Origin of the sequence: Microcoleus anatoxicus (genome assembly GCF_042465725.1) — a bacterium.
Classification (GTDB): Bacteria; Cyanobacteriota; Cyanobacteriia; order Cyanobacteriales; family Microcoleaceae; genus Microcoleus; species Microcoleus anatoxicus.
Map to the genome: position 1 here is coordinate 96,864 of NZ_CP120853.1, position 23,843 is coordinate 120,706.

A 23,843-nucleotide genomic window follows, 5' to 3' on the forward strand; every position below is an offset into this window, starting at 1 on the left:
GGGATTTAATGGGAATTAATAGGAAAAAGTGGTATTTAGTTCCTCAAATGTCAAAAAGTGTGGTAAAGTTATAGTGTGTTAGACCCAAATATGACTGCACCTAGACTTATGGAGCTTGAAGAATCTGTCAAATGGATAGATGACGAGATATTTGCTAAAACAGGAAAACGTCTTGACTCTCTACAAATATCTATATTAGAAGCTACTTCGCAAGGTAAAAAGTATCCAGAAATAGCGGAGCAATATAGTTTTAGTAACGATCATGTCAGAAAAGCTGCTTGGAAGTTATGGAAACTGCTTTCAGATGTTTTAGGAGAAACTGTTAGTCAATCTAATTTTAGATCGCTGGTGCAACGAGGGGTATTTTCCCATAATAATATTGTCAATAGTAATAATAACAAAATTAATGTTTGTGGCGATCGATATCATTCACCGGTAACAGAAGATCGATCGCCCACATCTCCCCCAAACTCCCAACAAACTCCCAAACAACCCTACATAGACTTAGGCGACGCACCCGAAATATTCAGCTTTTTCGATCGCACCACCTCTCTCACCACCCTCAAACAGTGGATTCTCCACGAAAACACCCGCCTCGTCGCTATACACGGCATAGTCGGCATTGGCAAAACCGCGATCGCCGCCCAACTCGTCCAACAAATCAAACATGAATTTGATTTCGTCATCTGGCGAAGTCTCGCCACATCTCCACCCCTGTCAATACTTCAAAAAAATATAATTCAATTCTTCCGTAGGGGCGGTGCCCCCGTGCCCGCCCCCTCCCCCGAAGAAGGGGCAACCACAGGGGGATTTCCCCTACTGGAATACTTGCAAAAATACCGCTGTCTGCTGATACTCGATGACGTACAAATGATAAATAGCAGCGGACAACTCGCTGGTGATTACAAACCTGGATACGAAGATTACGGCACGCTATTTCGACAAGTAGCAGAATTATCTCACAACAGTTGCTTAGTGTTGCTCAGTTGGGAAACACCCAGAGAAATTGCCGTATTAGAAGGCAAAAACCAGCCAGTGCGATCGTTACAACTCAATGGTTTAGGTGGTGAAGCGGCGGAAATCCTTAGAGAAAAAGGTTTAGCTGAAGATGCAAAATGGTCAGAACTAATTGAACAATACAGAGGCAATCCCTTGTGGTTAAAAATAGTTGCTACAATGATTCAAGATTTGTTTAACGGCAGCCTATCGGAATTTTTGTCTGAGGATACACTATTTTTAGGCGATTTAGAATCTTTACTGCATCAGCCATTTAATCGCTTATCCGAGTCGGAGAAACAGGTGATGTCATGGCTAGCGAGTGAAACCGCGCCAGTTTCCCTCTCAAAAGTGCCAGAGAATATGCAATTATCCCGATCGCAATTTTTGAAAGTTATGCAATCCTTGGGACGGCGTTCATTAGTTGAAAAAAATCAGGAGGGCGATTCCCTACGGGATAGCTACGCTTCACGTACATTTTTCACCCTTGGGCCCGTACTAAAAGAATATGTCAAAACTAACTATTCCCGCCCCAACATAGAAAAATAAGCCCGATCGCCCTTATAATATCCTTAGTATTGGGAAGCCAAAAACCATGTCACTCACACAAACCCAAGTAACCTATACTGAAGCTCTGGCCAATCTCGATCAACTGTGCGAACAAGTCATCAGCGATCGCGATGCCATCATCATCACCCGCAAAGACGGCGAAAACGTAGCCTTAATTGCCGCTGATGAGTTGGCAAGTCTACTGGAGACTTTACACCTGCTGCGATCGCCCAAAAATGCCGATCGCTTGTTAAGTGCTCTGAAAGACGCCCAAGCCAGAACCGCCAAACCTCAAATCGATCGCTAAATGCACGTTATCAGTCGCAAAAAATTAAGAGACTACTGCCAAAATCATGCTGATTCCTGCGAAGCCCTCGATGATTGGTACAAGATTGCTAGTCAAGCCAATTGGACTAAGCTTATTGAAGTTCAAACTATTTATCCTCAAGCTGAAGCAGTTGGAAATTTTACAATTTTCAACATCAAAGGAAATAAATATCGCTTAATCGTAAGTCTTAACTATCAAAAGCAGATTGTTTATATCAAGTACATTTTGACTCATGCAGAATATGACAAAAACAACTGGAAAAATGACCCTTACTTTTGACTCTGACAGGTACAGCAGCTTGCTATCTCAATATCAACCGCGCATCATCAAAAATGAAGATGAAAACGAGATATTTTTGGAAATCGTTGAAAATTTGCTCTCTCGGAACAATCTAACTCCCGAAGAAGATACTGTCCTAGAACTATTAGTCAAACTAATTGAAGATTTTGAAGAAACACATTATCAAATAAATGCTTCAACTCCCCACTCAAGACTTCTTCATTTGATGGACGCTAGAAGTCTAGAACCAGCGGATTTAGTGGGAATTATGGATACAATTGAGATAGTAACTCAAATCATTAATAACCAGCTAGAAATTACCAAAAAACAAGCTGAGGCTTTGGGAAAGTTTTTTCATGTAAATCCGGGCTTGTTTCTATTTAATTAATCACAATCTCTCATATCTCTTAGTCCGCGGAGGCGGACTTCGTTTGTTTAGACGCGATTTCAATCGCCGAATAATCTATCGGCTTAGGCCGATCGCACAACAGCAGATTCAGCAACAATTTCTTCATCTTCGTCGCTCAAACCAGTTCCAAATTCAGTATATTGCCGCACTTGAGGATGCCTAAAACCAAGCACAATATCTTCATTAGGAACACCTGCTGCGAGTAAATCAGTCGCCACTCCTTCTTCAGTATCATCATATTGAATCCAGATTTAATCGCCGATTAAATCGAGGTGGATTGGTGTGGCGTGAAGGTAATTGTCATCATTCCAACCAATATCCAAAACTAAATATCCTCCTCGTTCATCATCAAATAACAGTTGAGAATGATAGCCATCAGGTATAGTATTACGGAATTTAGCGTGTTCCTGAAGTATGGTTTTGATGATTTATTGGTATCTCAATCTGGTATCCATTGAAGTATTGCCTCACTTTTATGGTAAGGTGCGTCGCCCTCTACAATCTGCAAGTTCCATCGAATATCTCATAGCGACGCACCCTACAAATTAGCACCACATTATATAATAGATTGAAACTTGTGCGATCGCCCTTAATCCCCCCTATCATGCTCCAAATCCGCCGCCGTCCCCCCAGCACCTCCGTCTCCGTACTCTACCTCAGCTACAAAATCGCCGTACCCGACGCCGAACCCCAGCACATCCTCGAAGAAATCGTCTGGCAAAAAGAAACTGAAGTTGCCCAAAAGCGCGATCGCACCCCCTTAGCAGATCTTCACAAAAAACTCCCCTTCGCACCAAAAACCCGCGACTTTCTCGCCGCCCTCAAACATGGCAAAACCAAACCAGCCATCATCGCCGAAGTCAAAAAAGCTTCCCCTAGTAAAGGCGTAATTCGCGAAAATTTCGATCCAGTGGCGATCGCCCAATCCTACCAACAAAACGGCGCCACCTGCATCTCCGTACTCACCGACGAAAAATTCTTTCAAGGCAGCTTTGAAAACCTCAGCAAAATCCGTTCCGCCGTCGATTTACCACTACTTTGCAAAGAGTTCATCATCTATCCCTACCAAATCTATCTCGCCCGCATTCATGGTGCCGATGCCGTACTTTTAATCGCAGCTATTCTATCAGATAAAGACCTACAATACTTTGTAAAAATTGTCAAGACATTAGGCATGACAGCCTTGATAGAAGTTCACACTCAAGAAGAACTCGATCGCGTATTAACCCTAGAAGGCGTCCACCTAATCGGCATCAACAACCGCAACCTAGCAGACTTTTCCGTCAGCCTAGAAACCACCAGCCAACTATTAGCCTCGCGCCAAACCGAAATCCAAGCCAAAGACATCCTCATCGTCAGCGAGTCAGGCATCCACACCCCCGACGACCTCGCTAAAGTCGCCAAGGCCGGGGCCGGCGCTGTCCTGATTGGCGAATCCCTAGTCAAACAGCCAGACCCAGGCGCAGCTTTAGCCTCCCTTGTCGCCGACATCGCTACTGGTCATTAGCGACAACTTAAAATAACCAAAAATCATAGTGAGAGGTGGCATCAGAATCCTTCATCTCTCTCTTCTGCTACTCTGCGGTCTGGAGCGGTCTGGAGCGGTTAAATCAATCCGAAATAATTAACAACAATATCAAACGCCAGATTCCTTGACAATATCCCTAAATTCTGATAATAGTTAAGTTAGAAGAATTATGGGAAATCAAGTATTTATAATTCAACTGTAATGCTTCATGGCAATTCCCATGAGGTGTCGGTTCACTGAGGTATGTCGTCTTTAATGGAACCAATTCCCCTTCCGTCACACGTTCACTACGAATTGCTACTTCAATTGTTGGAACGTAAAACAATGTTGGCTGTCAGTCCGCAATCACCACAGCAACAACAAGTTCAACAACTGATCGTTACTTTGCGGAAAGCCCTTGCCCTTCAGAAGCAATTAGAACAAAGTTGCGATCGCTCCAAATTACCAGTAGAATACCGCTGGTCGCTGAATGAGACAAATCCTAGGGAAATTAAAACTTAAAACTTAAAAAACTTAGAGAGACGATTCCGCAACACAGCTTTTTGATCTATTCTGTTAACTCCCACAGAAATAGTTAGGACAACATCATGGATAACAAATCAATGCTGATGATTCCCGGCCCCACGCCGGTACCCGAAGCGGCTTTGCTGGCGATGGCAAAACACCCCATGGGCCACCGCAGCAAGGAGTTTGATGCGATTTTTGCAGAATGTACCGAAAACCTGAAATGGTTGCACCAAACTAAAAGTGACGTGCTGAGTTTAACCGTTTCCGGTACCGGTGCGATGGAAGCTGGGATTATTAATTTCTTGAGTGCGGGCGATCGCGTTTTAGTCGGTACCAATGGTAAATTTGGTGAACGCTGGGCCGAAGTCGCCGAAGCTTACGGTTTAAATGTCGAAATCATCAAAGCCGAGTGGGGCCAACCTTTAGACCCCGAAAACTTCCGCGAAAAACTCGAAGCAGATACAGAGAAGCAAATCAAAGCTGTCATCATCACTCACTCCGAAACCTCCACCGGCGTCCTCAACGACCTTGAAACCATCAATCGCCACGTTAAAGCCCACGGTGAAGCTTTAATTATGGTCGATGCTGTCACCAGTTTAGGTGCTGCAAATGTGCCGATGGATGCTTGGGGAATTGATGTGATTGCTTCCGGTTCTCAGAAAGCTTACATGATTCCCCCTGGTTTGGGTTTTGTCGCCGTCGGCCCCAAAGCTTGGGAAGCTTACAAGACTGCGAAATTGCCCCGCTATTACTTGGATTTGGGCAAATATCGCAAAGAAGCTGCCAAAAATACGACTCCTTTTACTCCACCGGTCAATATGTTTTTTGGACTGCAAGTAACTTTGCAGATGATGAAAGCAGAAGGGCTGGAAAATGTCTTCGCGCGGCACAAACGGTTGATGACAACTACTCGTGCGGCTGTACAAGCTTTAGGTTTGCCCTTATTTGCTGCTGATGATTGCGCCAGCCCTGCGATTACTTCAGTGATGCCGCCCGCCGAAGTAGATGCACAAAAGGTGCGGACGTTGATGAGAAAGAGATTTGACATTTCCCTGGCCGACGGACAGGACCATTTGAAAGGCAAAATCTTCCGCATCGGTCATTTAGGCTTTGTGTGCGATCGCGATATTCTAGCAGCTATTTCCTCTTTAGAAGTGGTGTTGCGAGAATTGGGTTACGAAGGCTTTACTCCTGGTGCCGGCGTTGCCGCGGCTGCGAAACTTTTAGCTGAATCTTAATCCAAGTTGTTAAAGGATTTTGGATTTTAGATTTTAGATAAAATCTAAAATCTAAAATCCTTTTAATATGCTTGGGCCAACCAATCAAAGATTTTATCTAACTGTTCTAGCGTCACCAAACCGTACTGCCACAATACCATCGGCAGGGAATTCGGGTCGCGATCGCGTTGGCGCTGTTCGTTACCGCCCACACGTTCAGCGACATCAATTGACGCGCGAGAAATCGCCAAATCTTCTTGTAAAAATCGAATTAATCGAGTATAAGTAGCGGGTGTCATTAATTTTTCCTCCGAGTGTAGGACACCATTTTCTGATGCGAACCTGATGTTTTTGATGAGTAATAAGCCAGTTTAAAATCTGTCTTGAAACTGTGGATATCTGTTAAAACAGTATTTGCAGTTAAAAATGGAAATTTTGTGGTTGAGTGCGACTATAAAGCCAACCTTTCCTCAAAAGTGAAAGGTTTTCGATTTTTGTCGCTGGGGTTCGAGGGATGTGCGATCGAACCTAAACTGAATACCTCTGCATCTTGGCAGCGCGAATCTAAATCAATTCTGCTACCTACTTAAGACTACTAAACCAGGTTCAGAGTATAACTTCATCTGCCAAAATGCAGAATCCGCAAATCTACTTGATTAATCTAGGTTAGATTTTGCGATGGAACCACAACCTGCTATCTCAAGCAGTCGTGGACGCAACCAGCATCGTAGCATCAAGCTTCGGATAGATTTAGTAGATTAAGTTTTCTCTAAGGAAGTTCCAGAGAATTTCTCCAGAGTGCCAGATCGCTAAATCGATCGCAGCCAATATCGTCTCTCAGAATCACCAGGGGGTCACTGACTCGTTCTTGTAACCGCGGACTAAAAATCTGCTGCTCAGCCAAACAAGCTCAGGACTGGACTTACTAAGATCGACATCGTAGCAAATCTTTTGGTACTTGTACTGATTTAATTATTAATAATTTAACAGATTTAATCAATTTTTGTAAAGTTTCTAAATATTTATCAAAATAATGGGCTAGGTCCCTCCACCAATTTTCCGGGAAAATCAACCTAAAATGACTTAATTCGGTTAAATGAACTCGATCGCAATTCGATCGCCAACTTTGAGACCAAGTTCAGCAGCCCGCCCGCTACGGAGTTCGATGACTCGATCGACCATCGTATCGGGGCCATAGGTGGGACAAGGATCGGCAGTACAAGGAGGTGCCGCAGGTTGGATGGCTGTCACCACTCCATCCCGCAGAAAAATCATATCCAGAGAAATCTCACAATTTTTCATCCAAAAATTCACCCATCGCGCAGGTTTGAACTCAAACAACATCCCTCTGTCATCAGGAAGAGAAGTTCTATACATTAAACCGATAGCCTGTTGTTCCGGGGTGGTAGCGACTTCAAGTTCGATCGGGCGATCGGCTATCCTAGCTTTGGCAGAAACAGGCAAAACTTGACCTTGGGAAGCTATCAATGTAGGCTGCAATGCCAAAGTAGCAGTAACATCAGAATTCGCCACAGGTAGTGTCGGCGAACATCCCAGCAAACATAGACTTAGCCCAATACCCAGCAAATTAGCAAAATAACTCATAAGTAGAAGGAAGAAGGAAGAAGGAAGAAGGAAGAATTCACCCCCCCCAAGGGGGGAAGTAAGAAGCAAGAAGGAAGAAGGAAGAAGGAAGAAGGAAGAATTCACCCCCCCTAGCCCCCCCCAAGGGGGGAAGTAAGAAGGAAGAAGCAATAATTGATATCAAATCCTCTCTTCATCGTCCTGTATTAAACTCTCTCTTCTCGAACTTCGCGTACTTCGCGCCTTCGCGGTTAAATCACCTGACGATACAACCGGAATTGATATCACCCCCCCCAAGGGGGGAAGTAAGAAGGAAGAATTCAGCCCCCCTAGCCCCGCCCAAGGGGGGGATGGGGGAAATTCAGGAAGGCTATTGATACAGTAAGGTTTTGGGCCATCTGTATAGGACGTTTAATTAAAAGGACTAAGGACTAATGACTGTAAGCTTCCAGAATTGCCTTAGCCGCTTGATGGCCAGAAAGTGTTGCTCCTTCCATGCTATCAATATAATCTTGTTGAGTGTAACTTCCTGCTAGAAAGAAATTGCCGATCGGCGTTTTTTGAGCAGGCCGATAAAGATCCATTCCCGGTGCTTCCCGATACAAAGATTGAGCCAGCTTCACTACACTATACCAAGTCATGTTTAATTCCCGCGCTGATGGGAATAAATCCTGAACTTGCTTGAGTACGTGTTGGGCGATCGCCTCATTGCTTTGTTTAATAAACGGATCTCCAGGAGTCAACACCAACTGTAACAGAGAACCTTCCCCTTCCTTATAATAATCCTTGGGACTTGTCAGCGCCAAATCAGCAAAACAAGAAAAATCTGCATCGGCGGAATATAGCAAATTATCAATTCCTACAGCATGACTTAATTGTTTGCGTTTGGCTTCATCGTCCAATTCCGTTACCCAACCGTCAAACCGCAATTGCACTGTCGCCACCGGCACAGCATCCAACTTGTAAATATTATCAAAGTCAGACCATTTCCGCCAAGCTGGGGGTAATATTTTCTGAATTCCCGGCACATCCAATGCAAAAACATAGGCATCGGCAGTAATAATTTCTTCAGTTTCCCCACTAGCTACAGCTAAGCCCGTGACGCGAGTTTCTGCACCTTCTTGAAACTGAATTTCTCGCACTCTGCGCCGCGTGTGAATTTTTGTCCCTTTGCTTTCCAAATATTCCACAATTGGTTTGTGCAAATATTCGCTAGGAGAACCAGCCAACATTCGCATCACCGAGGCTTCTGTTTTGGTGGCAAAGAATTGAAAAATTGTCAACATACACCGGGCTGAAATATTTTCAGTGTCGATAAAACCCAGGGCATAGGCGATCGGATTCCACATTCTTTTGAGGGAATTTTGGTTGCCACCGTGGCTGCGAAACCAGTCAGCAAAACTGATTTTATCCAAATCGCGGATAGTTTTCATCGCCCCATCAAAGTCGATCAAACCTCGGACGATGGGGCTAGTTCCCAGGGCGAGGGAATTTTGGATTTTGTCCTGTACCGATAGCTGAGATGTAGTGAAAAATGCCTTCAATCCGTGGAAAGGAGCACCTACCGGGAAACGAAAATCTAAACTACCAGTTTCGCCACCTCGATTGATAAAAGTGTGGACGTGTTCTTTCAGGAGCAAATCGTCAAAAGCTCCCACTTTTTTCATGAGAGCAAATAAGTTATAATAGCAGCCGAAGAAGACGTGTAAACCCATTTCAACGTGATTGCCATCTGGATCTACCCAACTGCCAACTTTGCCACCGACAAAGGGGCGGGATTCAAAAATTTCTACTTGGTGGCCTGCATCCACTAAATCGACTGCTGTTGTCATTCCAGCCAGTCCAGCACCTGCGATCGCAACCCGCATTTTCCCTATCCTTTACAGTATTTTTACAATTTGTAACAAATTTAAGAATATCAGAAATTTGAGGAAAGACAGTTAACTCTCAACAGTCAACCGTCAACAGTCCACTAACTTCAAAAGGTCGGCATCAATTGCAGTGGCCCAATGCCTAAATCTTTAGCAGACACCCAGCGCACTTCAAACAAAGCGATCATATCTTTAAGTTGAGGTTGGCCGCGAGAAGCACCCATCAACCCTTTAGCAATCACCAAACCACACCAACCTTGAGTTGATTGACACCGACGCTCCCATTTTTTGCGGGCTGCTTGATGCACCGGATCGTCTTCATTAAACTCTCCAAACAAATACAAATCGCCATTTTTAGCTTGCAGAATACCCAAATCATATTGCTCATCTTGAAAAGGATCTTCTCCCGGATTAAAGCAAATTGCCTTGACTCCTTCTGCTTCCTTCAAATCCTGAATCATGGTTTTTGCCTTCGGATGAGAAGTTTGAATCATCACCACGGGCAAACCATCTCCACTGGGATTAATATCAACTTCTGCACCTTGATAAAACTGGGCATTGCCACGCAAAAGATCTACCGTTGCCCAAGGTACGACACCGAGACTCAAAAATGAATTAGGCGGTACTAAATCGTCCCGCAGTGGAGGCATTTCAAATTCATCATCATCGTCATCATCATCTTCCAGCATCTGCCACAATTCGTCGGATACCTCCGGCATCGTGGAAACTTTCACCGATACCTGCTGAGTTTCGCCGTCAGCCAGGGGAACGGGGATGCGGTAGCGGCTGCTGAGGGTGGGAAATGTTTCTGCAGCAAGTTTACGCCGACTATTGCGGAAAAAGCGGTGAAATGCTTCGAGAGCAACTAACATTGTCAGGGCTTCTTCTTCATAAAGAATCGATCGCAAACCTTCTAAAGGATGGAGGTTGCCAAAATTCGGTTCAATTTCCGATGGAGGCAAATCGGCTAAATCAATTTCTTCCTCATCTTCATCAAGTTCCATGGCACTTTCAAAAGTGAGAAACAAACAATCTTGCCCTAAAAAAGCCTGTTCCAAATCTTCAAAAGAATCATCATTAACGACTCGCTCTCGAAACCGCTTCAACGATTCTAGGGAGCGATAGAGCAAAACTCCATAATCCATTCTGCCCTGACCCAATACAGACACGTAAAGGCTGGCGACATCCCATTGATTGACTTCAATAGATATAATCTGATGTTCTCTCAAAGTCTGCCACGGAGCATCGTGCCAAATTTGAGCAGCTTTTTCCATGAGAACATCAGCATACTCAGGAGGCAATTCAGGAGGTCTGTTGACGGCAACCTCTTCCATTCCCCGAAATATTTCGTCTATGAGGGGTAATTCCGGTACATAGTCGATCGCAATTCCTAAATCTTGAAGTACACCCCGCAGATAAAATTGAATTTCCCGGTTTTTGACTACGATTTTTTGGGGACGGACTGCGGGAGAGGGACTTTGGGGATGTTCCATCGCTCGCAGCAGTGCCCGGACGATCGCCTCTGGGCCAGCATCCGGGCCCACCATATCCATAGCCCTGACAACCCCTTCAGAGCCATCTACCCAGAGAATGCACTCGCCACCACCCTCTAGGAAGTCATCATCGTCTACGATCGCGTGTGAGTCAGCATTAGACAAGGGTCGGCGATCGCCCTCCCACACGCTGGGAATTTGAGGTAAGTTTTGTAGCCGACGAAGAGTAGAGCGATTCAGCGCTGCCATTAGAGTAAGCCCGTTGGGTGAAGCATGGTTGCGGTGCCCCACTAAGGGTCAACCGCTGCCTTTCAATCATAAACCCTAGGGGGAAAGGGGGGGACAACACCTGTACAATGGATGAATTAAGATGAAACTCTTAGGATCGAATAGTATCAGGAGTTCAGAAAATTATGACTCAAGCCATTTCCCAAAAGCGGGGCATTCAAATGACTGACTCCGCAGTCCGTCAAGTATTGAGCCTGAGAGAAAAACAAGGCAAAGACCTCTGCTTGCGCGTAGGAGTGCGCCAGGGTGGCTGTTCTGGTATGTCTTATGTGATGGATTTCGCAGACCCCAGCACCGTCCAATCCGACGATGAAGTGTTCGATTACGAAGGCTTTCAGGTAGTGTGCGATCGCAAAAGCATTCTCTATCTCTACGGCTTAGTCCTCGACTTCAGCGACGCCATGATCGGCGGCGGCTTTCAGTTTACCAACCCCAACGCTACCCAAACTTGTGGCTGCGGTAGTTCTTTTTCTACATAAACCTGAAAATTGGGCAAACAATCAATAATTGCCCAATGCCCTTTTCAATTCCAAATTCCAAATCTCAACTCCCATGACCCCTGAAGAATTGTTTAAAGATGGTTTCGATCGCTACCAAGCAGGAGAAGCCCCAAAAGACTTGATTCCCCTGTTCAAAGAAGTGTGCCTGAAAGCGCCTAAAAACGGCAATGCTTGGGCTAGTCTCGCATGGCTATACCTATTGGAAGATAAACCATCATCAGCCCAAAAAGCAGCGAAAACCGCCGTTAAATTGAACCCTCACGACCCCCAAGCCCGGATCAACCTAGCAGTCGCCATCCTCGACCTGAAAGAAAAAGGAGTGCGGCCTCATGTAGAAATAACTCAGCAACTCTTGATGGCATCCGACGAGTTGCTAGAAGAAGTTAAAAAGAATTTTGAAGATGGGTTAAGCAGAAAACCGGACTGGAAGAGTCTCACCCGCGTTCAGCAATGGCTTTTTGAGCCTTAACCAGGGAAACCAGTCGATTTTTGCGCGGGGATCGCAGAAATCGGCTTGGGGATTTATTACGATGTCGTAATAAATCAATAAATAACTTTATGGAAATCTCAGGAATGCAGTGCTAGTATTTGAAAACTTAGCTAATACGAACAGTGGGGCTGGACGCATTCCTCACTTTAAAATGCTGTAGAGGGAAACAATTGGAGTACCTTGAAGGAAGTTCTAGATATCCTTGACAGGACTCTGAAACCCAAACCAAATCGCTTGCGATTGGTGTGGGGGCGCCACACGATTCAGCAATCCGCCCAGCGGAATACAAGCTTAGTTAACAACACAGTACCAGGAGTTAGAAGACTATGAGCACTGAGAACCACGTTAATATCAAGCCAGCGACTCGCAATCACAAAGGTTTCTTTATTCAGCCAGCATCCTACAAGCTGATGAGTATCGATAAGTCTGGTTGGGCATTGATTTGCATAGACAAAGCAGTTTGTCATTATGTCGATCCTGATGACTTGCAACTACCGAATAAATCGGGAAATACTGAAGGTTAATCCAGCAGTTTTGAGAGACAATAAAATGCTTTACAGAAGTAGCTGCCCTCGATTGAGAGGCAGCATCTTTTTTTTGTTGACAGTAATTGGCAGAAAATATTGATGATATCAATTCCGGTTGTATCGGAATGATTTAACCGCGAAGGCGCGAAGGACGCGAAGGAAGAGAAGAGAGAGTTTAATAATTCCAATGAAGAGAGGATTTGATATGAAGTGGATTCTAGCCAACTTCGCCCCCAAGAGACGGCAGCTTTGGTCAAGAAGTTTTAAGATAGAGGGTGGCTTTAAATTTTGTGATGACCTATGCCTCGTACTTCCGTTTCTCAGGTGTACTCTTCTGGTAATTCCAAGGGTGCAAATCAGTCTACCAAGACGGCTGCTTCTGCTGTTAATGCTGGTAAAATTCCGCCCTTGTTGGGGGCGAGTTTGGCTGAGTTAACGGAGTGGGTGCAGCAACAGGGCCAACCTGCTTATCGCGGTTCGCAGTTGTACCAGTGGATTTATGAAAAAGGGGCTCGATCGCTTTCTGAGATTTCTGTATTCTCGAAACAGTGGCGCGAGACTGTGGCGAAAATTCCGATCGGGCGATCGACTATTCACTATCGATCGGTTGCACCAGACTCCACCGTCAAGTATCTTCTAAAATTAGCCGACGGTCAAATCATTGAAACCGTAGGGATTCCCACCGAAAAACGACTAACAGTGTGCGTGTCTGCACAAGTGGGATGCGCCATGGGCTGCGATTTTTGCGCTACAGGAAAGGGCGGTTTTAAGCGCAATTTAGAAAAACACGAAATCGTCGATCAAGTATTAACAGTTCAGCAAGATTTCGGGCGTAGAGTCAGCCACATCGTATTTATGGGGATGGGAGAACCATTGCTGAATGCAGACAACGTTGTAGCTGCTGTCAAATGTTTGAATCAAGATGTGGGAATTGGACAACGCAACATCACCATTTCCACCGTCGGAATTCGCAATCGCATCCGCCAATTAGCCGAACATCATTTACAAGTTACCCTCGCCGTTAGTCTCCACGCTTCCAATCAAAGATTGCGCGAAGAGTTAATTCCTAGCGCCCGTCCTTATCCTTTGGATGAATTAGTAGCAGAATGTCGCGAATATGTGCAATCTACGGGGCGCAGGTTGAGTTTTGAATATGTCCTGTTAGCAGGTGTAAATGATTTACCGGAGCACGCAGCGGAGTTAGCAACTCATTTGCGCGGTTTTCAGTGTCACGTCAATTTAATTCCTTACAATCCGATTCAGGAAGCAGAATATCAGCGCCCTACTCCCAATCGAGTTAATGGTTTTGTGGCTGCTTTGAAGGAGAAGAAAATTGCTGTTAGCGTGCGGTATTCTCGCGGGTTGGAGGCGGATGCAGCCTGCGGACAATTGCGGGCTTCTGAGGTTTAGGATTCAAGGGTTATGAGTGGTAAATTGTGAAAATAGATAAAAAGATTCATAATTAGGGCTTGCTGAATAATTGATCGCAAACTAAGAACAGGAGCGATCGATATATTAAAGCAGAGTTAAATATAAGTTGTTTCGGCATTGATTCCACCCAGTTATAATTGTAGATTATATTCAAGCCAACAACAGGTGTTCTTTTTCCAAATAGACATAAAAACACACAAAAAACCCGGCGCCACCAGGTAGCAAGGTTCATTACCAAAAAAGTAATTGCAATAACTGTACCAGATGTATTATCAAGTTTTGCCATCACTCGATTGAGACCGAATCTTCGTTTTCCTTGCCCAAACTTGCCCTCAATGGCATTTCTAATCCTCTCATCTTCCCACGCTTGCCTCTTTTTTAATTTACTCACATTTGCTGGCGGTCTTCCTAATGGCGGTCCACTCAGCCTAATGCCTTTTTCTTTACACCATGCTCGGTTTTCCCGATTTCGGTAAATGCGATCTGCATGAACTGACTCTGGATAATATCCTGTGAACCTATGATATGCTTCTACTTGGGCTTTTAAGTAAAGAGATTCGTTAAAGTTGTCCCAGCTCATCCGGTCTAAAAATACATATCCTTCAAAGCAGCTCGCTGATAGTTTGGCTCCAAACTCTACATTTTTCCCTGCTTTTCCTCTGACAATAGGACGAATGTGGGGTTGACTTAAACTTACTATTCTATCCTCAATGCTCTGTTTATTGTTATCAAATAACCACTGTTGTTGGCGAGTGACTTCTGTGAGGACTAGCAAGGTTTTATATTGCTGTTTGTTCAAACTTTCTAGGGTCGCACCTGAATCAATTAACTGTTCAATATGAGCTAGGTTTCTTTTGATATATTGAAGTTGTTTTTTAATTGCCTGTCTTTTTTTGTTGCGGGTAGGTCGTCTTTGTTTCGCGATTAATAAGTAATCTTTTCTGGCTAGATTACGGTAGGTTCTTGGTTTTTTAGTGGTTTTTTCTTTAATTTGTTTATACAGAATGTCTAGGATTTTTTCGGTATGAACTCTGGCTCTATTTAATAGTCCTAAGTCGGTCGGATAACTAATGTCTGCTGGGGCGCAGGTTGCATCTATGATTAGTTTCCCGCGATTAGAGGACTCATTTTTGGCGTCCGAATCCTTTTTTTTTTCGGGTTTGACAGGCGTGATTTCTCGCATTTTTTCTACCATGCGTTCATTCACTTTATTAATTAGGTTCGGACTGATTCGTTGCCGGAAGTGAACTAATAGTGACGGGTCAAATGGTAGTTCATTGCTGTAGCTTGATTGACCGATGAAGTATTGTAGGTAGGGGTTTTCCCGGATCTGTTCTACTGTTTCACGATCACTAACTCCCAACTTTTCTTTGATAATTAATGCCCCCAATGCCATCCGAAAGGATTTGGCTGGTGCCCCTTTTTCTCTGGGGAAGTTTTTAGCATATTCTGTTTCAAATTCTGACCACGGGATTAGTTCTGCCATTTTTACCCAACGGTTAAGGAGTGACAATTTTCCACATGAGGGGAGTTCAAAGTCGGAAGGTGAGGGAGTAGCAAGCTCAGCTTTTTTGTACACGATCGCAGGTGGTGATGCACGGGTTTTGACCTATTTTACCTGTTAATCTTGCACTTTTTTCTCGATCGCGCGATCGAAAACCCAGACCACGCAATATGCGAGCGATTATTCAGCAAACCCTAATTAAGCACTTGTAACTCATTTTAAATAAGGATTTATCTCAAATATCACGACAATCTTATAGCTAATTTAACAATCGGATATGGATCGCGACCGTATAGAATATGACTTAAAAAATGAGCCTAGCCTCAAGCTTTTAAGAACTGACAATGCACCTTTAATTATCAGTTTTTTGTATCGCCAGTTCAAGTCTTTAAATCGGATTACCGTTTCCCAATCAGAATTGGTAGAAAAACTTGAAAATTATTTGGAGAAGCTGTGCGAACATCAACCGGAACTATATCGTGGGAAAGCACAGACTTACCTGGACACTTGGTGCAACAGCGAGCATCAGTTCTTGAAAAGATATTATCAGACCAAGGATGACGATCCGGTTTTTGAACTTACACCGGGTACTAATCGGGCGATTGGTTGGCTGGAAGATTTGAAGAGGAGAGAGTTTATTGGCACTGAATCACAGTTTTTAGAGATATTTTCACTTCTCAAAGAAATTGTAACCAAAAGTACAGAAGATCCAGCAGCGCGTTTAGACGAATTAGAAAAACAAAAAGCAGCCATTCAGAAAGAAATCGACACAATCAAACAAACTGGTGAGGTTGAACGCTACAGCAAAGCTAAGCTCAAAGAGTGGTTTCTAAAAGCTAATGATGTGGCCCGCCGACTGCTTGATGATTTTGGAGAAGTCGAGCAAAATTTTAAAGCAATTACGGACAAAGTGAAAAAGGCACAGCTAAAAGAAGAGGGGGGAAAGGGGTTAGTTGTGGCACAGGTAATTGATGCAGATGAAGAAATTAGAAAATCCGATCAGGGGCGCAGCTTCTATGCCTTCCGAGATTTTATGACAGATCCTTCTAAACAGGAAGAATTGGAAAAAATGATTGATGGGGTATATGGCTTGCCAGAACTTCAAGATTTGGGTAAAAAAAATCCCATCCTCCGAAGAATTAAACGCAGTCTGATTCAAGCTAGCGACAAAATTATTAAATCTAATTATCGTCTGGCCGAACAGTTGCGAAAAATGCTGGAAGAACAGCATATCGCAGAGAACAAACGAGTAATTGAACTGATTAAAGAGATTAAAAAATTAGCACTTGCGGCGGTCGATCATCCTCCCAAAAATGAGGGATTTATTTGGATAGAAGGCGACCCGGAAGTGCAACTGGTGATGGAAAGACCTTTGGGTAAACCAACAGAAGAGCGGAGTTTTAAAAGCTACAATTTGAGCAGCGCAAGTGTTGAGCTACCGAGGGAACAAATTGATGCTTTGCGAAATTATTGTTATGTGGATGAGGAAGTATTGAAGCGGCAGATTTCAGCCACATTGGAGGGCAAAGATTGGGTAACGCTAGCTGAAGTAATTGAGAAGTATCCGGTGGAAAATGGTTTGTCTGAAGTAGTTGCTTATTTGGCGATCGCCTCTCAAGACACAAAACACGCGATCGATGACTCAGTGAGCGATCGCATTACGGCAAGTTCCTTTGACAAGCAGAACATCCTGCACCTGACACTCCCACAAGTTATTTTTACAAAGATAAACACAGCAAATTTATGATGACAAACGAGATTATTGTATCCGACTACGCACCAGCAATCATCAAATTACTACAAGGTATTTTGTATGAGGATGACGGTGATTGGGATTTGCTATTGAAAAACGAACAAAACGTCAGAGAATACTTCGGGAAAATTGGGCTGAGACTTTATTTAGATGAAGCCGAAGGATATGCTTATTTACAGCAGCCAGATGGTGACGATGGCGACGAGGAAGCAAAGACACTGCCCCGGCTGGTTAAGAGAGTTGCCCTGAGTTACGAAGTTACGATACTATGTGTTTTATTGCGCGAGAAATTGCTAGAGTTTAATAACAGCACGTCTGATTCGACTCGCTGCATTGTGTCTAAACATCAAATTTACGATTTGATGCGTCAGTTTTTTCCAGAGAAAACTGACGATCAAAAGCTGTTGAAAAAATTTGACGAATCGATCAATCGAGTTGTCAAGTTGCACTTTTTAAAAGAGTTAAAAAATAAAGAAGGCGAATCCTATGAAATTCGCCGCATCCTCAAAGCTAAAATTCCCGCTGAAAAATTGACGGAGATCAAAAAAGGGTTAGAAGCTTATGACAGATCCAATGTTTGAATTTTTGAGTGACAATTCCAAAGCTGGATATCGCTTGCATCGGCTGGAAGTATTAAACTGGGGAACTTTTAAGCAGGGTACGATCAAACCCTGCGGTCAAACTTCCTTGCTCACCGGGGCCAATGGTTCGGGTAAATCGACTTTGGTTGACGCACTACTGACACTATTAGTGCCGAATGGAAAGCGGAATTATAACTTGGCTTCAGGCTCAGGAAAGCGAGAGCGAGATGAAAAGACGTATGTACTCGGAGCCTACAGCACAATTAAAGCTGAAGATGACCACAAATCTAAACCGCAGTACCTGCGTACCAAAGATGATTATTCAGTTTTACTCGCTTATTTCTATAACAAAGGATACGAACAGAAAGTCACCCTGGCTCAGGTTTTGTATGTAAAAGAGGGAGTTGAAAAGTTGTTTGTGGTTGCTGCTGGCGAACTGAGCATCGCCGAACACTTCAATAACTTTCAAAGTTTACCAGAGTTAAAAAAGCAGTTGGCATCTTTCCCGAAAGTAAAAATAGAACTATTTGACACATTTGTTGACTACAGCAAACGATTTCGTAAAACCTTTGGTGTGGAATCCGAAAAAGCTTTCGATTTATTCAATCAGACTGTCAGTATCAAAGAAATTGGCAAATTAAATGACTTTGTGCGCGGTCATATGCTGGAAAAAACTAATGTTGAGGACAAAATAAAAGATCTGACTGGTCATTATGAAGATTTAACGGTTTCCCATGAAAAAATGCAGAAAGCAAAGAAACAGGTAGAGATTTTAAGACCGCTAGTTGCTGATGCTGACAAGTACGAAAATGTCAAGCGTAATTTGGATGAATTAGAGCAAGTATTGCCAGTTGTTCCCGCCTATTTTGCTCTGCGTAAAATAGCTTTGTTGCAGAAAGGTATTGACGATAAACAACAGGAACGCAGTCAAGTCAGCCATAATTTATCAGAAATAAGCCGATTTTTAGATGACTTGCGAAAGCAAGAGCTAGAATTAATATTTGACATCAAAAATGATGAAACCGGACAGAAAATAAAAGAATTAGAAGAACAAATTAAGGTTTTAGAAAGTCATATAGCTAATCATCGACAAGCAGCCGAAAGATACGATAAAATTGCTGGAGGTATAGAATTTCCAGCTTACAGTGACCGGGATACATTTAATCGTTCTCTAATCCAAGCAAGGGAAACTCAATCAGGTGTTGATGTTGAACTAGAAGAATTAACAACCCAACGCGATGACCAAAAAAATTATGAGAAGCAAGTTAAAGATAGTTGCACTGAGTTAAATCAAGAACTGCTATCTTTAAGACAGCGAAAAAATCAGATTCCTACTGAAAACTTGCGAATCAGAGAAAAGATATTAACATCTTTGGGAATTGCTGAGGCAGAAATTCCTTTTGTGGGCGAACTCCTGAAGGTAAAGGATGGAGAACAAGAATGGGAAGGGGCGATCGAAAAACTGCTGCACAATTTTGGACTGCGACTCTTAGTTCCTGAAAAATACTACCATAAATTTACTCAATATGTCGATCGCACTAATCTGCGGGGCCGCGTGGTTTATGAAAAAGTTGACAATAAAAATTTAGATCGGGTCTCCAAAAACTTAGATAATAATTCCTTGTTTAACAAATTGGAGATTAAATCTGATACTGAATATACTGCTTGGCTGGCTAATGAATTATCAAAATATTATGGTGACTACATCTGTTGTCAAGAGTTAGATCGGTTTGAGCGGCAGAATTTTGCTATTACAAAAAATGGCTTGATTAAGCAGGGGAATAAACATGAAAAAGACGATCGCCATTCCAGCAATGACAACAAAAAAAGATATATTTTGGGGTGGGACAATTCTGATAAAATTAAGGATTGTGAAGCTGAATTGAATCAGCTTAAAGCAGAACTTAGTCGAGTAGAAAAAGCTATACAGGCTATTGACAAAAAACTCGAAGAGTGCAGAGTTAAAAAAAATCGGCTAGAACAGTTATTGGAATTTAATGATTTTTCTGCGATCGACTGGAAACCGCGCGCGATCGAGAAGCAAACTCTAGTAGAGGAAAAGGAAGAGTTAGAGGGGAATTGCGATCGTTTAGAGGAGTTGAAGAGAAAACTAGCTGCTGTCAGGGATGACATTCAGAAAAAAGAAGAAGCTAAAACTAAAGCCCACGGAGAAATTGCTATTCTCGATCGCGATATCGAGAATCACCAAAAACAGAGCGTTGAATGCGAAAAACGCTCAAGTTTATCGACATCCGAAGAGATTCAGACTTATACCCCTGATATTGAAGAGAGTTTCAGAAATCAAATTCCGAGCCTCGATAACATTTATAAGTTGGAAACTGATGTAAAGGAGTCTTACCAGACTCGAATAAGCGCCGCCAACAACAAGTTGAATTCTCTGCGAAACAGCATCGAAAAACAGATGAGTAGTTACAAGTGGGGCTATCCCGCAGAAACTGTCAATGTTGACGCATCAGTAGATTTTATCCCAGAGTTCAAGCTGATGCTAGAAAAAATAGAAGAAGATGATTTACCCACACAGGAACAAAGGTTTAAAAAACTGCTTGATGAGAAAATACATAGCGCTATTTCTAATTTTAAAGATACTTTAGAATACTGGGAAAGTGACATTAAAGATAATATTGACAATCTCAATCAATCCTTAAAAATGATTGAATATACACCATTGACTTATATACAAGTCCAATGGGAACCCAACGGAGAAAACGGAATTAAGGAATTTAAAAATCTCTTGAAGAAGGGGTTGTGCTATGCTGATGTAGGAGTTGAGCGAACTCCTGAAGCTGACGAAGCTAGCTTTGAAAAAATTAAAGACCTGATCGATCGCCTCAAGTCAGATGAGCGGTGGACAGCAAGAGTCACCGATGTGCGTAATTGGCTCAATTTCTCAGTCAGCGTCAAGAATAAAGCCGACGACACTGAGAAGGAATATCACTCGGACTCCTCTGGAAAATCCGGCGGGCAAAAGGCTAAATTAGCTTACACTATTCTAGCGTCAGCTATTGCCTACCAATTTGGATTAATACAGGATGAAATTAAATCTCAATCATTTCGTCTTGTGGTGATTGATGAAGCTTTTAGTAAGTTAGATGAAGCAAATGCAAGGTATGCAATGGATTTATTTAAACAATTAAATCTTCAGCTTCTGGTAGTTACGCCCAAAGACAAAATCCAAGTTGTTGAGAACTATGTAGGATCTGCTTACTATGTTGAAAACAGTATTGAAGAGAACGACTCCAAGGTTTATAATATGTCCCTAGACAAACAGCCTCTCGGACAAATTACTTCAAATTAACTGCGTCTGTTGATGATTACCCCCGAAGAAATCAGAAAAAAAGCCGATCGACTCTATATTCCCTTCCTGAAATCCTTGCTCCTGGGAGAACCTTTTTTCCCGCGAGATTTTCCCGCAGGCAACAAAATTCCCGATGACTACCTGAAGCTAAGAGATGCTGTACAGCAAATTCTGAAAGCCTCAAAAAAGGACGTTGGCTACGGGTATCAAGTTGAGCTAAACCAGCGGAAAACTCGCAAATTTGGTATCCAGTCTTTACCATCCCGAATTACATTTGAAACAGAGACAGATTATCTCAAATTCCTGAATAAGGAACCTGAAGTTGCTGATTTTAAGGAAGTTGTAGCAAGGATTATTAATGAAATTCCAGAGTTAAATATCTGGCTCAATCAAAATCCTCAAAAAGTAATCAATCACTTAGGCAAATGGGATAGTTTATTGCGTGTCTGCTTGTATTTCCAGAATAATCCGAAACCTCACTTTTATATTCGAGAACTACCGATAAGTGTTCACACTAAGTTCATCGAACAAAATAAAGGTATTCTGAATGAATTGCTGTCAGCTATCCTACCTGACGATGCTGTTAATCCAGAAGAAAATGATTTTGAAAAGCGATTTGGTTTGCGATATGCTGAGCGATCGGTAACTATCAGATCTTTGGATCAAAACCTACAGGTGAAGTATGGCATTAGCACCTCGGAGATGAGCATACTCATTTCTGATTTTGAACGTCGCAATCTTCAAGGATACCGCTTTATTATTACTGAAAATCTGATGAATTTTCGTACTTTACCTGATTTAAGTAACACCTTTGCGCTGTGTGGAAAGGGATTTAATATAGCTATTCTAAAAGATGTTGAGTGGCTAAATGATTGTCAAATAATTTACTGGGGTGATTTGGATGCCCAAGGTTTCCAGATTCTTTCGCAGTTAAGGTCTTATTTTTATGAAACAATTTCTGTGATGATGGATCGAGAAACTTTCGATACTTTTCAGGAATTTGCTGTGCCGGGAACAGTGTGCAAGGTTGCTAACTTATCTTACCTGACACCGGAGGAGCATGATTTATTTGTTGATTTGTCGAACCAAACAATTCGTTTAGAACAGGAAAAGATACCGCAGGATTTTGTAATTGGCAGGTTGAATAATTTGGCTGATACCTAGCAACGGAGGACACTCAAGTGTGCCCCTAGGTGTCAACTTAACTTCTAACCCAGTCACAGACTGCTGTTTAACTATTAAATCTAGATCCCCCCTATGGCGTGTTTTCTCTCCCCGGAGATCCCCCCCAACCCCCCTTAAAAAGGGGGGGGAAAGAGTCTTTAAGTCCCCCTTTTTAAGGGGGATTTAGGGGGATCTAAATCTTAAGGAGTAGTTTGAAAACACGCCCTAGCCCCCCTTAAGAAGGGGGGAACAAGAACTTGCTCAAAGTCCCCCTTCCCCCATCCCCCATCTCCCCTTGGGGGGGCTGGGGGGGGTGGGGATGCGAGGGGGATCTACACTAGGGTAAAAACGGGATTTCTCAAGGATTTTAGTCTTAAGTTGACACCCATGGGCAGTGCCGTTTCCCTACCCCAAATAATCGTAGGAATCCCAGCCATCGCCCACGCGCCTACCACTTTGTCAACTACCAATTAAACGGTCTAATTCCTGTTGCATTTGCATTGTAACTAAATCGAAACAAGCATCAACATAATCGCGATCGCCCGCAGCATCCGCACCATACCTCTCAAAGACGATGGGTTTGCACACGCGAGTCCGAATTTGTACGGGCAAAGGTAGATGGGGCAAAGGCCCAAAACTCAATCCCCAAGGCAATCCTAAATACACCGGAAACACCACCGGATCGATGCCAAATAACCACGGCATCCCCCATTCATGTAATTGCTTTACTTCCTGATAAAAATCTCCCAGTACCATCAAAGTATCGTGGGCACCGTGGGAGATAATTGGTACAATCGGAACTTCTTCTCGCAGGGCTAATTTAATAAATCCTTTGCGTCCAGCAAAGTAAATTTTATCGCGCAAATGATAGGGACGGAAAGTATCTTCTGCGCCGCCTGGATAGACGAGCACTGGAATATTTTTGCGCAAAGCTGCGATCGCCATTTTGGGATGGGCCTTGATCGCACCACACTGCACTGCCATGCTAGCAAGCTCAGGAGAAACTTTCCAAACCGTCGGGTGCATTAATCCATAGGCTAACCTTTCGGTGCCGTACCTGTGGAACCATTCGTATAGGAACATAAACATATCTGGTGCCACAATTCCGCCGTTGTGAGAACCCACAACCAGCATTTTTCCGCTCGCTGGGACGTATTGCCAGCCGTCGCTTTCTACGCGAAAATAGTAGCGGTATAGCCACTCCCAGATCGGCAACATCAGTTTAATGAATTCGGGATTGCGATCGTCTAAAGATAAACCGTCAAAGCGAGATGCTGTGCTGTGGCTTCTGGGAGTGGATGCAGAATATTTCATTGCTTGATGTTTCAGGGCGATCGGCGGTAACAAAGTGTATTTTTATTATGGCAAATTATTAAAATTTTACCTATAGTTATTTATAATAGCACCAGGGCTAGAAATCTCATAATGTTTATACTTACATCATCGTAGATATACATTTTCATATTTCCGCAAAAACCACCAAAAATCAAACACCACAATCGCTAATTTTATAAAAAAATTAATTCAT

At 43.1% G+C, this 23,843-nt stretch carries 23 protein-coding genes and 1 pseudogene; 16 read left to right on the forward strand and 8 right to left on the reverse strand.

The window, feature by feature from the left end; all coding sequences use genetic code 11:
• Positions 1-90: 90 nt before the first annotated feature.
• The 4 genes from P2A85_RS00435 to P2A85_RS00450 are packed head-to-tail and all read left to right on the forward strand — an operon-like array spanning position 91 to position 2,540.
• Complete coding sequence (locus P2A85_RS00435) at positions 91-1,545, forward strand: NB-ARC domain-containing protein (RefSeq protein WP_377476976.1); 1,455 nt, start codon at positions 91-93, stop codon at positions 1,543-1,545.
• Between the two features lie 46 nt (positions 1,546-1,591).
• Positions 1,592-1,852, forward strand: a complete 261-nt coding sequence (locus P2A85_RS00440; protein ID WP_377476977.1) for a type II toxin-antitoxin system Phd/YefM family antitoxin — start codon at positions 1,592-1,594, stop codon at positions 1,850-1,852.
• Positions 1,853-2,152, forward strand: coding sequence for a type II toxin-antitoxin system HigB family toxin (locus P2A85_RS00445; RefSeq protein ID WP_293174260.1), 300 nt, complete (start codon positions 1,853-1,855; stop codon positions 2,150-2,152).
• A complete protein-coding gene (locus tag P2A85_RS00450; protein ID WP_377476978.1) occupies positions 2,136-2,540 on the forward strand; it encodes a type II toxin-antitoxin system HigA family antitoxin in 405 nt (134 codons plus the stop codon). The genes P2A85_RS00445 and P2A85_RS00450 overlap by 17 nt, the downstream gene beginning before the upstream one ends.
• 83 nt (positions 2,541-2,623) lie before the next feature.
• Here the strand turns inward: P2A85_RS00450 and P2A85_RS00455 are convergent.
• Positions 2,624-2,989 (reverse strand): annotated as a pseudogene (locus tag P2A85_RS00455) (XisI protein).
• A 176-nt stretch (positions 2,990-3,165) separates the two neighbouring features.
• Here P2A85_RS00455 and trpC point away from each other — a divergent pair.
• From trpC to P2A85_RS00470, 3 genes are all read left to right on the forward strand, one after another.
• Positions 3,166-4,068: an indole-3-glycerol phosphate synthase TrpC gene (trpC, locus tag P2A85_RS00460; RefSeq protein WP_377476979.1), complete on the forward strand. Its 903-nt coding sequence runs from the start codon at positions 3,166-3,168 to the stop codon at positions 4,066-4,068.
• A gap of 276 nt (positions 4,069-4,344) precedes the next feature.
• Entirely contained in the window at positions 4,345-4,590 is a 246-nt protein-coding gene (locus P2A85_RS00465) for a DUF5340 domain-containing protein (RefSeq protein ID WP_340525933.1), read from the forward strand.
• Positions 4,591-4,676: 86 nt separating this feature from the next.
• Complete coding sequence (locus P2A85_RS00470; protein ID WP_377476980.1) at positions 4,677-5,834, forward strand: pyridoxal-phosphate-dependent aminotransferase family protein; 1,158 nt, start codon at positions 4,677-4,679, stop codon at positions 5,832-5,834.
• 62 nt (positions 5,835-5,896) lie between these two features.
• Here the strand turns inward: P2A85_RS00470 and P2A85_RS00475 are convergent, their stop codons facing one another.
• A complete protein-coding gene (locus tag P2A85_RS00475; RefSeq protein WP_340525937.1) occupies positions 5,897-6,112 on the reverse strand; it encodes a DUF2949 domain-containing protein in 216 nt (71 codons plus the stop codon).
• An 84-nt stretch (positions 6,113-6,196) separates the two neighbouring features.
• Between P2A85_RS00475 and P2A85_RS00480 the strand changes: the two genes are divergently transcribed.
• Positions 6,197-6,403, forward strand: coding sequence for a hypothetical protein (locus P2A85_RS00480; RefSeq protein WP_377476982.1), 207 nt, complete (start codon positions 6,197-6,199; stop codon positions 6,401-6,403).
• 179 nt (positions 6,404-6,582) lie between these two features.
• On the opposite strand, the gene P2A85_RS00485 is transcribed toward P2A85_RS00480, so the two are convergent.
• From P2A85_RS00485 to P2A85_RS00500, 4 genes are all read right to left on the reverse strand, one after another.
• A complete protein-coding gene (locus tag P2A85_RS00485; protein ID WP_377476983.1) occupies positions 6,583-6,717 on the reverse strand; it encodes a hypothetical protein in 135 nt (44 codons plus the stop codon).
• Positions 6,718-6,905: 188 nt separating this feature from the next.
• A complete protein-coding gene (locus P2A85_RS00490; RefSeq protein ID WP_377476985.1) occupies positions 6,906-7,418 on the reverse strand; it encodes a DUF192 domain-containing protein in 513 nt (170 codons plus the stop codon).
• A 410-nt stretch (positions 7,419-7,828) separates the two neighbouring features.
• Positions 7,829-9,265, reverse strand: coding sequence for a 9,9'-di-cis-zeta-carotene desaturase (zds, locus tag P2A85_RS00495; protein WP_377476987.1), 1,437 nt, complete (start codon positions 9,263-9,265; stop codon positions 7,829-7,831).
• Positions 9,266-9,375: 110 nt separating this feature from the next.
• Positions 9,376-11,010 (reverse strand): DUF6930 domain-containing protein, encoded by a 1,635-nt coding sequence (locus P2A85_RS00500; RefSeq protein WP_377476988.1) that lies wholly within the window; start codon positions 11,008-11,010, stop codon positions 9,376-9,378.
• A 164-nt stretch (positions 11,011-11,174) separates the two neighbouring features.
• Here P2A85_RS00500 and P2A85_RS00505 point away from each other — a divergent pair, with 164 nt between their 5' ends.
• The 4 genes from P2A85_RS00505 to rlmN all read left to right on the forward strand — a co-directional run bounded on the left by P2A85_RS00505 (position 11,175) and on the right by rlmN (position 13,976).
• Positions 11,175-11,528: an iron-sulfur cluster assembly accessory protein gene (locus tag P2A85_RS00505; protein WP_340524627.1), complete on the forward strand. Its 354-nt coding sequence runs from the start codon at positions 11,175-11,177 to the stop codon at positions 11,526-11,528.
• 73 nt (positions 11,529-11,601) lie between these two features.
• Positions 11,602-12,018, forward strand: coding sequence for a M48 family metallopeptidase (locus tag P2A85_RS00510; RefSeq protein WP_340524629.1), 417 nt, complete (start codon positions 11,602-11,604; stop codon positions 12,016-12,018).
• Between the two features lie 347 nt (positions 12,019-12,365).
• Complete coding sequence (locus tag P2A85_RS00515) at positions 12,366-12,563, forward strand: hypothetical protein (RefSeq protein ID WP_340524632.1); 198 nt, start codon at positions 12,366-12,368, stop codon at positions 12,561-12,563.
• A gap of 303 nt (positions 12,564-12,866) precedes the next feature.
• Positions 12,867-13,976: a 23S rRNA (adenine(2503)-C(2))-methyltransferase RlmN gene (gene rlmN / locus P2A85_RS00520; RefSeq protein WP_341735523.1), complete on the forward strand. Its 1,110-nt coding sequence runs from the start codon at positions 12,867-12,869 to the stop codon at positions 13,974-13,976.
• A gap of 52 nt (positions 13,977-14,028) precedes the next feature.
• On the opposite strand, the gene P2A85_RS00525 is transcribed toward rlmN, so the two are convergent.
• Positions 14,029-15,576 carry an IS5 family transposase gene (locus tag P2A85_RS00525; protein WP_377476989.1) on the reverse strand — a complete coding sequence of 516 codons (1,548 nt, stop codon included), beginning with the start codon at positions 15,574-15,576 and terminating at the stop codon, positions 14,029-14,031.
• A gap of 202 nt (positions 15,577-15,778) precedes the next feature.
• On the opposite strand from P2A85_RS00525, the gene P2A85_RS00530 reads away from it, so the two are divergent.
• The 4 genes from P2A85_RS00530 to P2A85_RS00545 are packed head-to-tail and all read left to right on the forward strand — an operon-like array spanning position 15,779 to position 22,315.
• On the forward strand, positions 15,779-17,248 hold the full coding sequence (locus P2A85_RS00530; protein ID WP_377476990.1) for a DUF3375 domain-containing protein: 1,470 nt from the start codon (positions 15,779-15,781) through the stop codon (positions 17,246-17,248).
• Positions 17,245-17,835: a DUF4194 domain-containing protein gene (locus tag P2A85_RS00535; RefSeq protein ID WP_377476991.1), complete on the forward strand. Its 591-nt coding sequence runs from the start codon at positions 17,245-17,247 to the stop codon at positions 17,833-17,835. The genes P2A85_RS00530 and P2A85_RS00535 overlap by 4 nt, the downstream gene beginning before the upstream one ends.
• Positions 17,816-21,151 carry an ATP-binding protein gene (locus tag P2A85_RS00540; RefSeq protein ID WP_377476992.1) on the forward strand — a complete coding sequence of 1,112 codons (3,336 nt, stop codon included), beginning with the start codon at positions 17,816-17,818 and terminating at the stop codon, positions 21,149-21,151. Before P2A85_RS00535 ends, P2A85_RS00540 begins: the two co-directional genes overlap by 20 nt.
• 12 nt (positions 21,152-21,163) lie before the next feature.
• Positions 21,164-22,315: a DUF3322 domain-containing protein gene (locus P2A85_RS00545; RefSeq protein ID WP_377476994.1), complete on the forward strand. Its 1,152-nt coding sequence runs from the start codon at positions 21,164-21,166 to the stop codon at positions 22,313-22,315.
• Positions 22,316-22,774: 459 nt separating this feature from the next.
• Here P2A85_RS00545 and P2A85_RS00550 read toward each other — a convergent pair whose 3' ends face one another.
• Positions 22,775-23,629 (reverse strand): lysophospholipid acyltransferase family protein, encoded by an 855-nt coding sequence (locus P2A85_RS00550; protein WP_377476995.1) that lies wholly within the window; start codon positions 23,627-23,629, stop codon positions 22,775-22,777.
• Positions 23,630-23,843: the final 214 nt, after the last annotated feature.

Coding starts and splice junctions, on each gene's coding strand:
- P2A85_RS00535 (WP_377476991.1), top strand. CDS start 17,245: ATGATGACAAACGAGATTATTGTATCCGACTACGCACCAGCAATCATC.
- P2A85_RS00500 (WP_377476988.1), bottom strand. CDS start 11,010: ATGGCAGCGCTGAATCGCTCTACTCTTCGTCGGCTACAAAACTTACCT.
- P2A85_RS00450 (WP_377476978.1), top strand. CDS start 2,136: ATGACCCTTACTTTTGACTCTGACAGGTACAGCAGCTTGCTATCTCAA.
- P2A85_RS00490 (WP_377476985.1), bottom strand. CDS start 7,418: ATGAGTTATTTTGCTAATTTGCTGGGTATTGGGCTAAGTCTATGTTTG.
- P2A85_RS00550 (WP_377476995.1), bottom strand. CDS start 23,629: ATGAAATATTCTGCATCCACTCCCAGAAGCCACAGCACAGCATCTCGC.
- P2A85_RS00475 (WP_340525937.1), bottom strand. CDS start 6,112: ATGACACCCGCTACTTATACTCGATTAATTCGATTTTTACAAGAAGAT.
- P2A85_RS00515 (WP_340524632.1), top strand. CDS start 12,366: ATGAGCACTGAGAACCACGTTAATATCAAGCCAGCGACTCGCAATCAC.
- P2A85_RS00435 (WP_377476976.1), top strand. CDS start 91: ATGACTGCACCTAGACTTATGGAGCTTGAAGAATCTGTCAAATGGATA.
- rlmN (WP_341735523.1), top strand. CDS start 12,867: ATGCCTCGTACTTCCGTTTCTCAGGTGTACTCTTCTGGTAATTCCAAG.
- P2A85_RS00470 (WP_377476980.1), top strand. CDS start 4,677: ATGGATAACAAATCAATGCTGATGATTCCCGGCCCCACGCCGGTACCC.
- P2A85_RS00505 (WP_340524627.1), top strand. CDS start 11,175: ATGACTCAAGCCATTTCCCAAAAGCGGGGCATTCAAATGACTGACTCC.
- P2A85_RS00545 (WP_377476994.1), top strand. CDS start 21,164: ATGATTACCCCCGAAGAAATCAGAAAAAAAGCCGATCGACTCTATATT.
- P2A85_RS00530 (WP_377476990.1), top strand. CDS start 15,779: ATGGATCGCGACCGTATAGAATATGACTTAAAAAATGAGCCTAGCCTC.
- P2A85_RS00445 (WP_293174260.1), top strand. CDS start 1,853: ATGCACGTTATCAGTCGCAAAAAATTAAGAGACTACTGCCAAAATCAT.
- P2A85_RS00440 (WP_377476977.1), top strand. CDS start 1,592: ATGTCACTCACACAAACCCAAGTAACCTATACTGAAGCTCTGGCCAAT.
- zds (WP_377476987.1), bottom strand. CDS start 9,265: ATGCGGGTTGCGATCGCAGGTGCTGGACTGGCTGGAATGACAACAGCA.
- P2A85_RS00465 (WP_340525933.1), top strand. CDS start 4,345: ATGGAACCAATTCCCCTTCCGTCACACGTTCACTACGAATTGCTACTT.
- P2A85_RS00510 (WP_340524629.1), top strand. CDS start 11,602: ATGACCCCTGAAGAATTGTTTAAAGATGGTTTCGATCGCTACCAAGCA.
- P2A85_RS00540 (WP_377476992.1), top strand. CDS start 17,816: ATGACAGATCCAATGTTTGAATTTTTGAGTGACAATTCCAAAGCTGGA.
- trpC (WP_377476979.1), top strand. CDS start 3,166: ATGCTCCAAATCCGCCGCCGTCCCCCCAGCACCTCCGTCTCCGTACTC.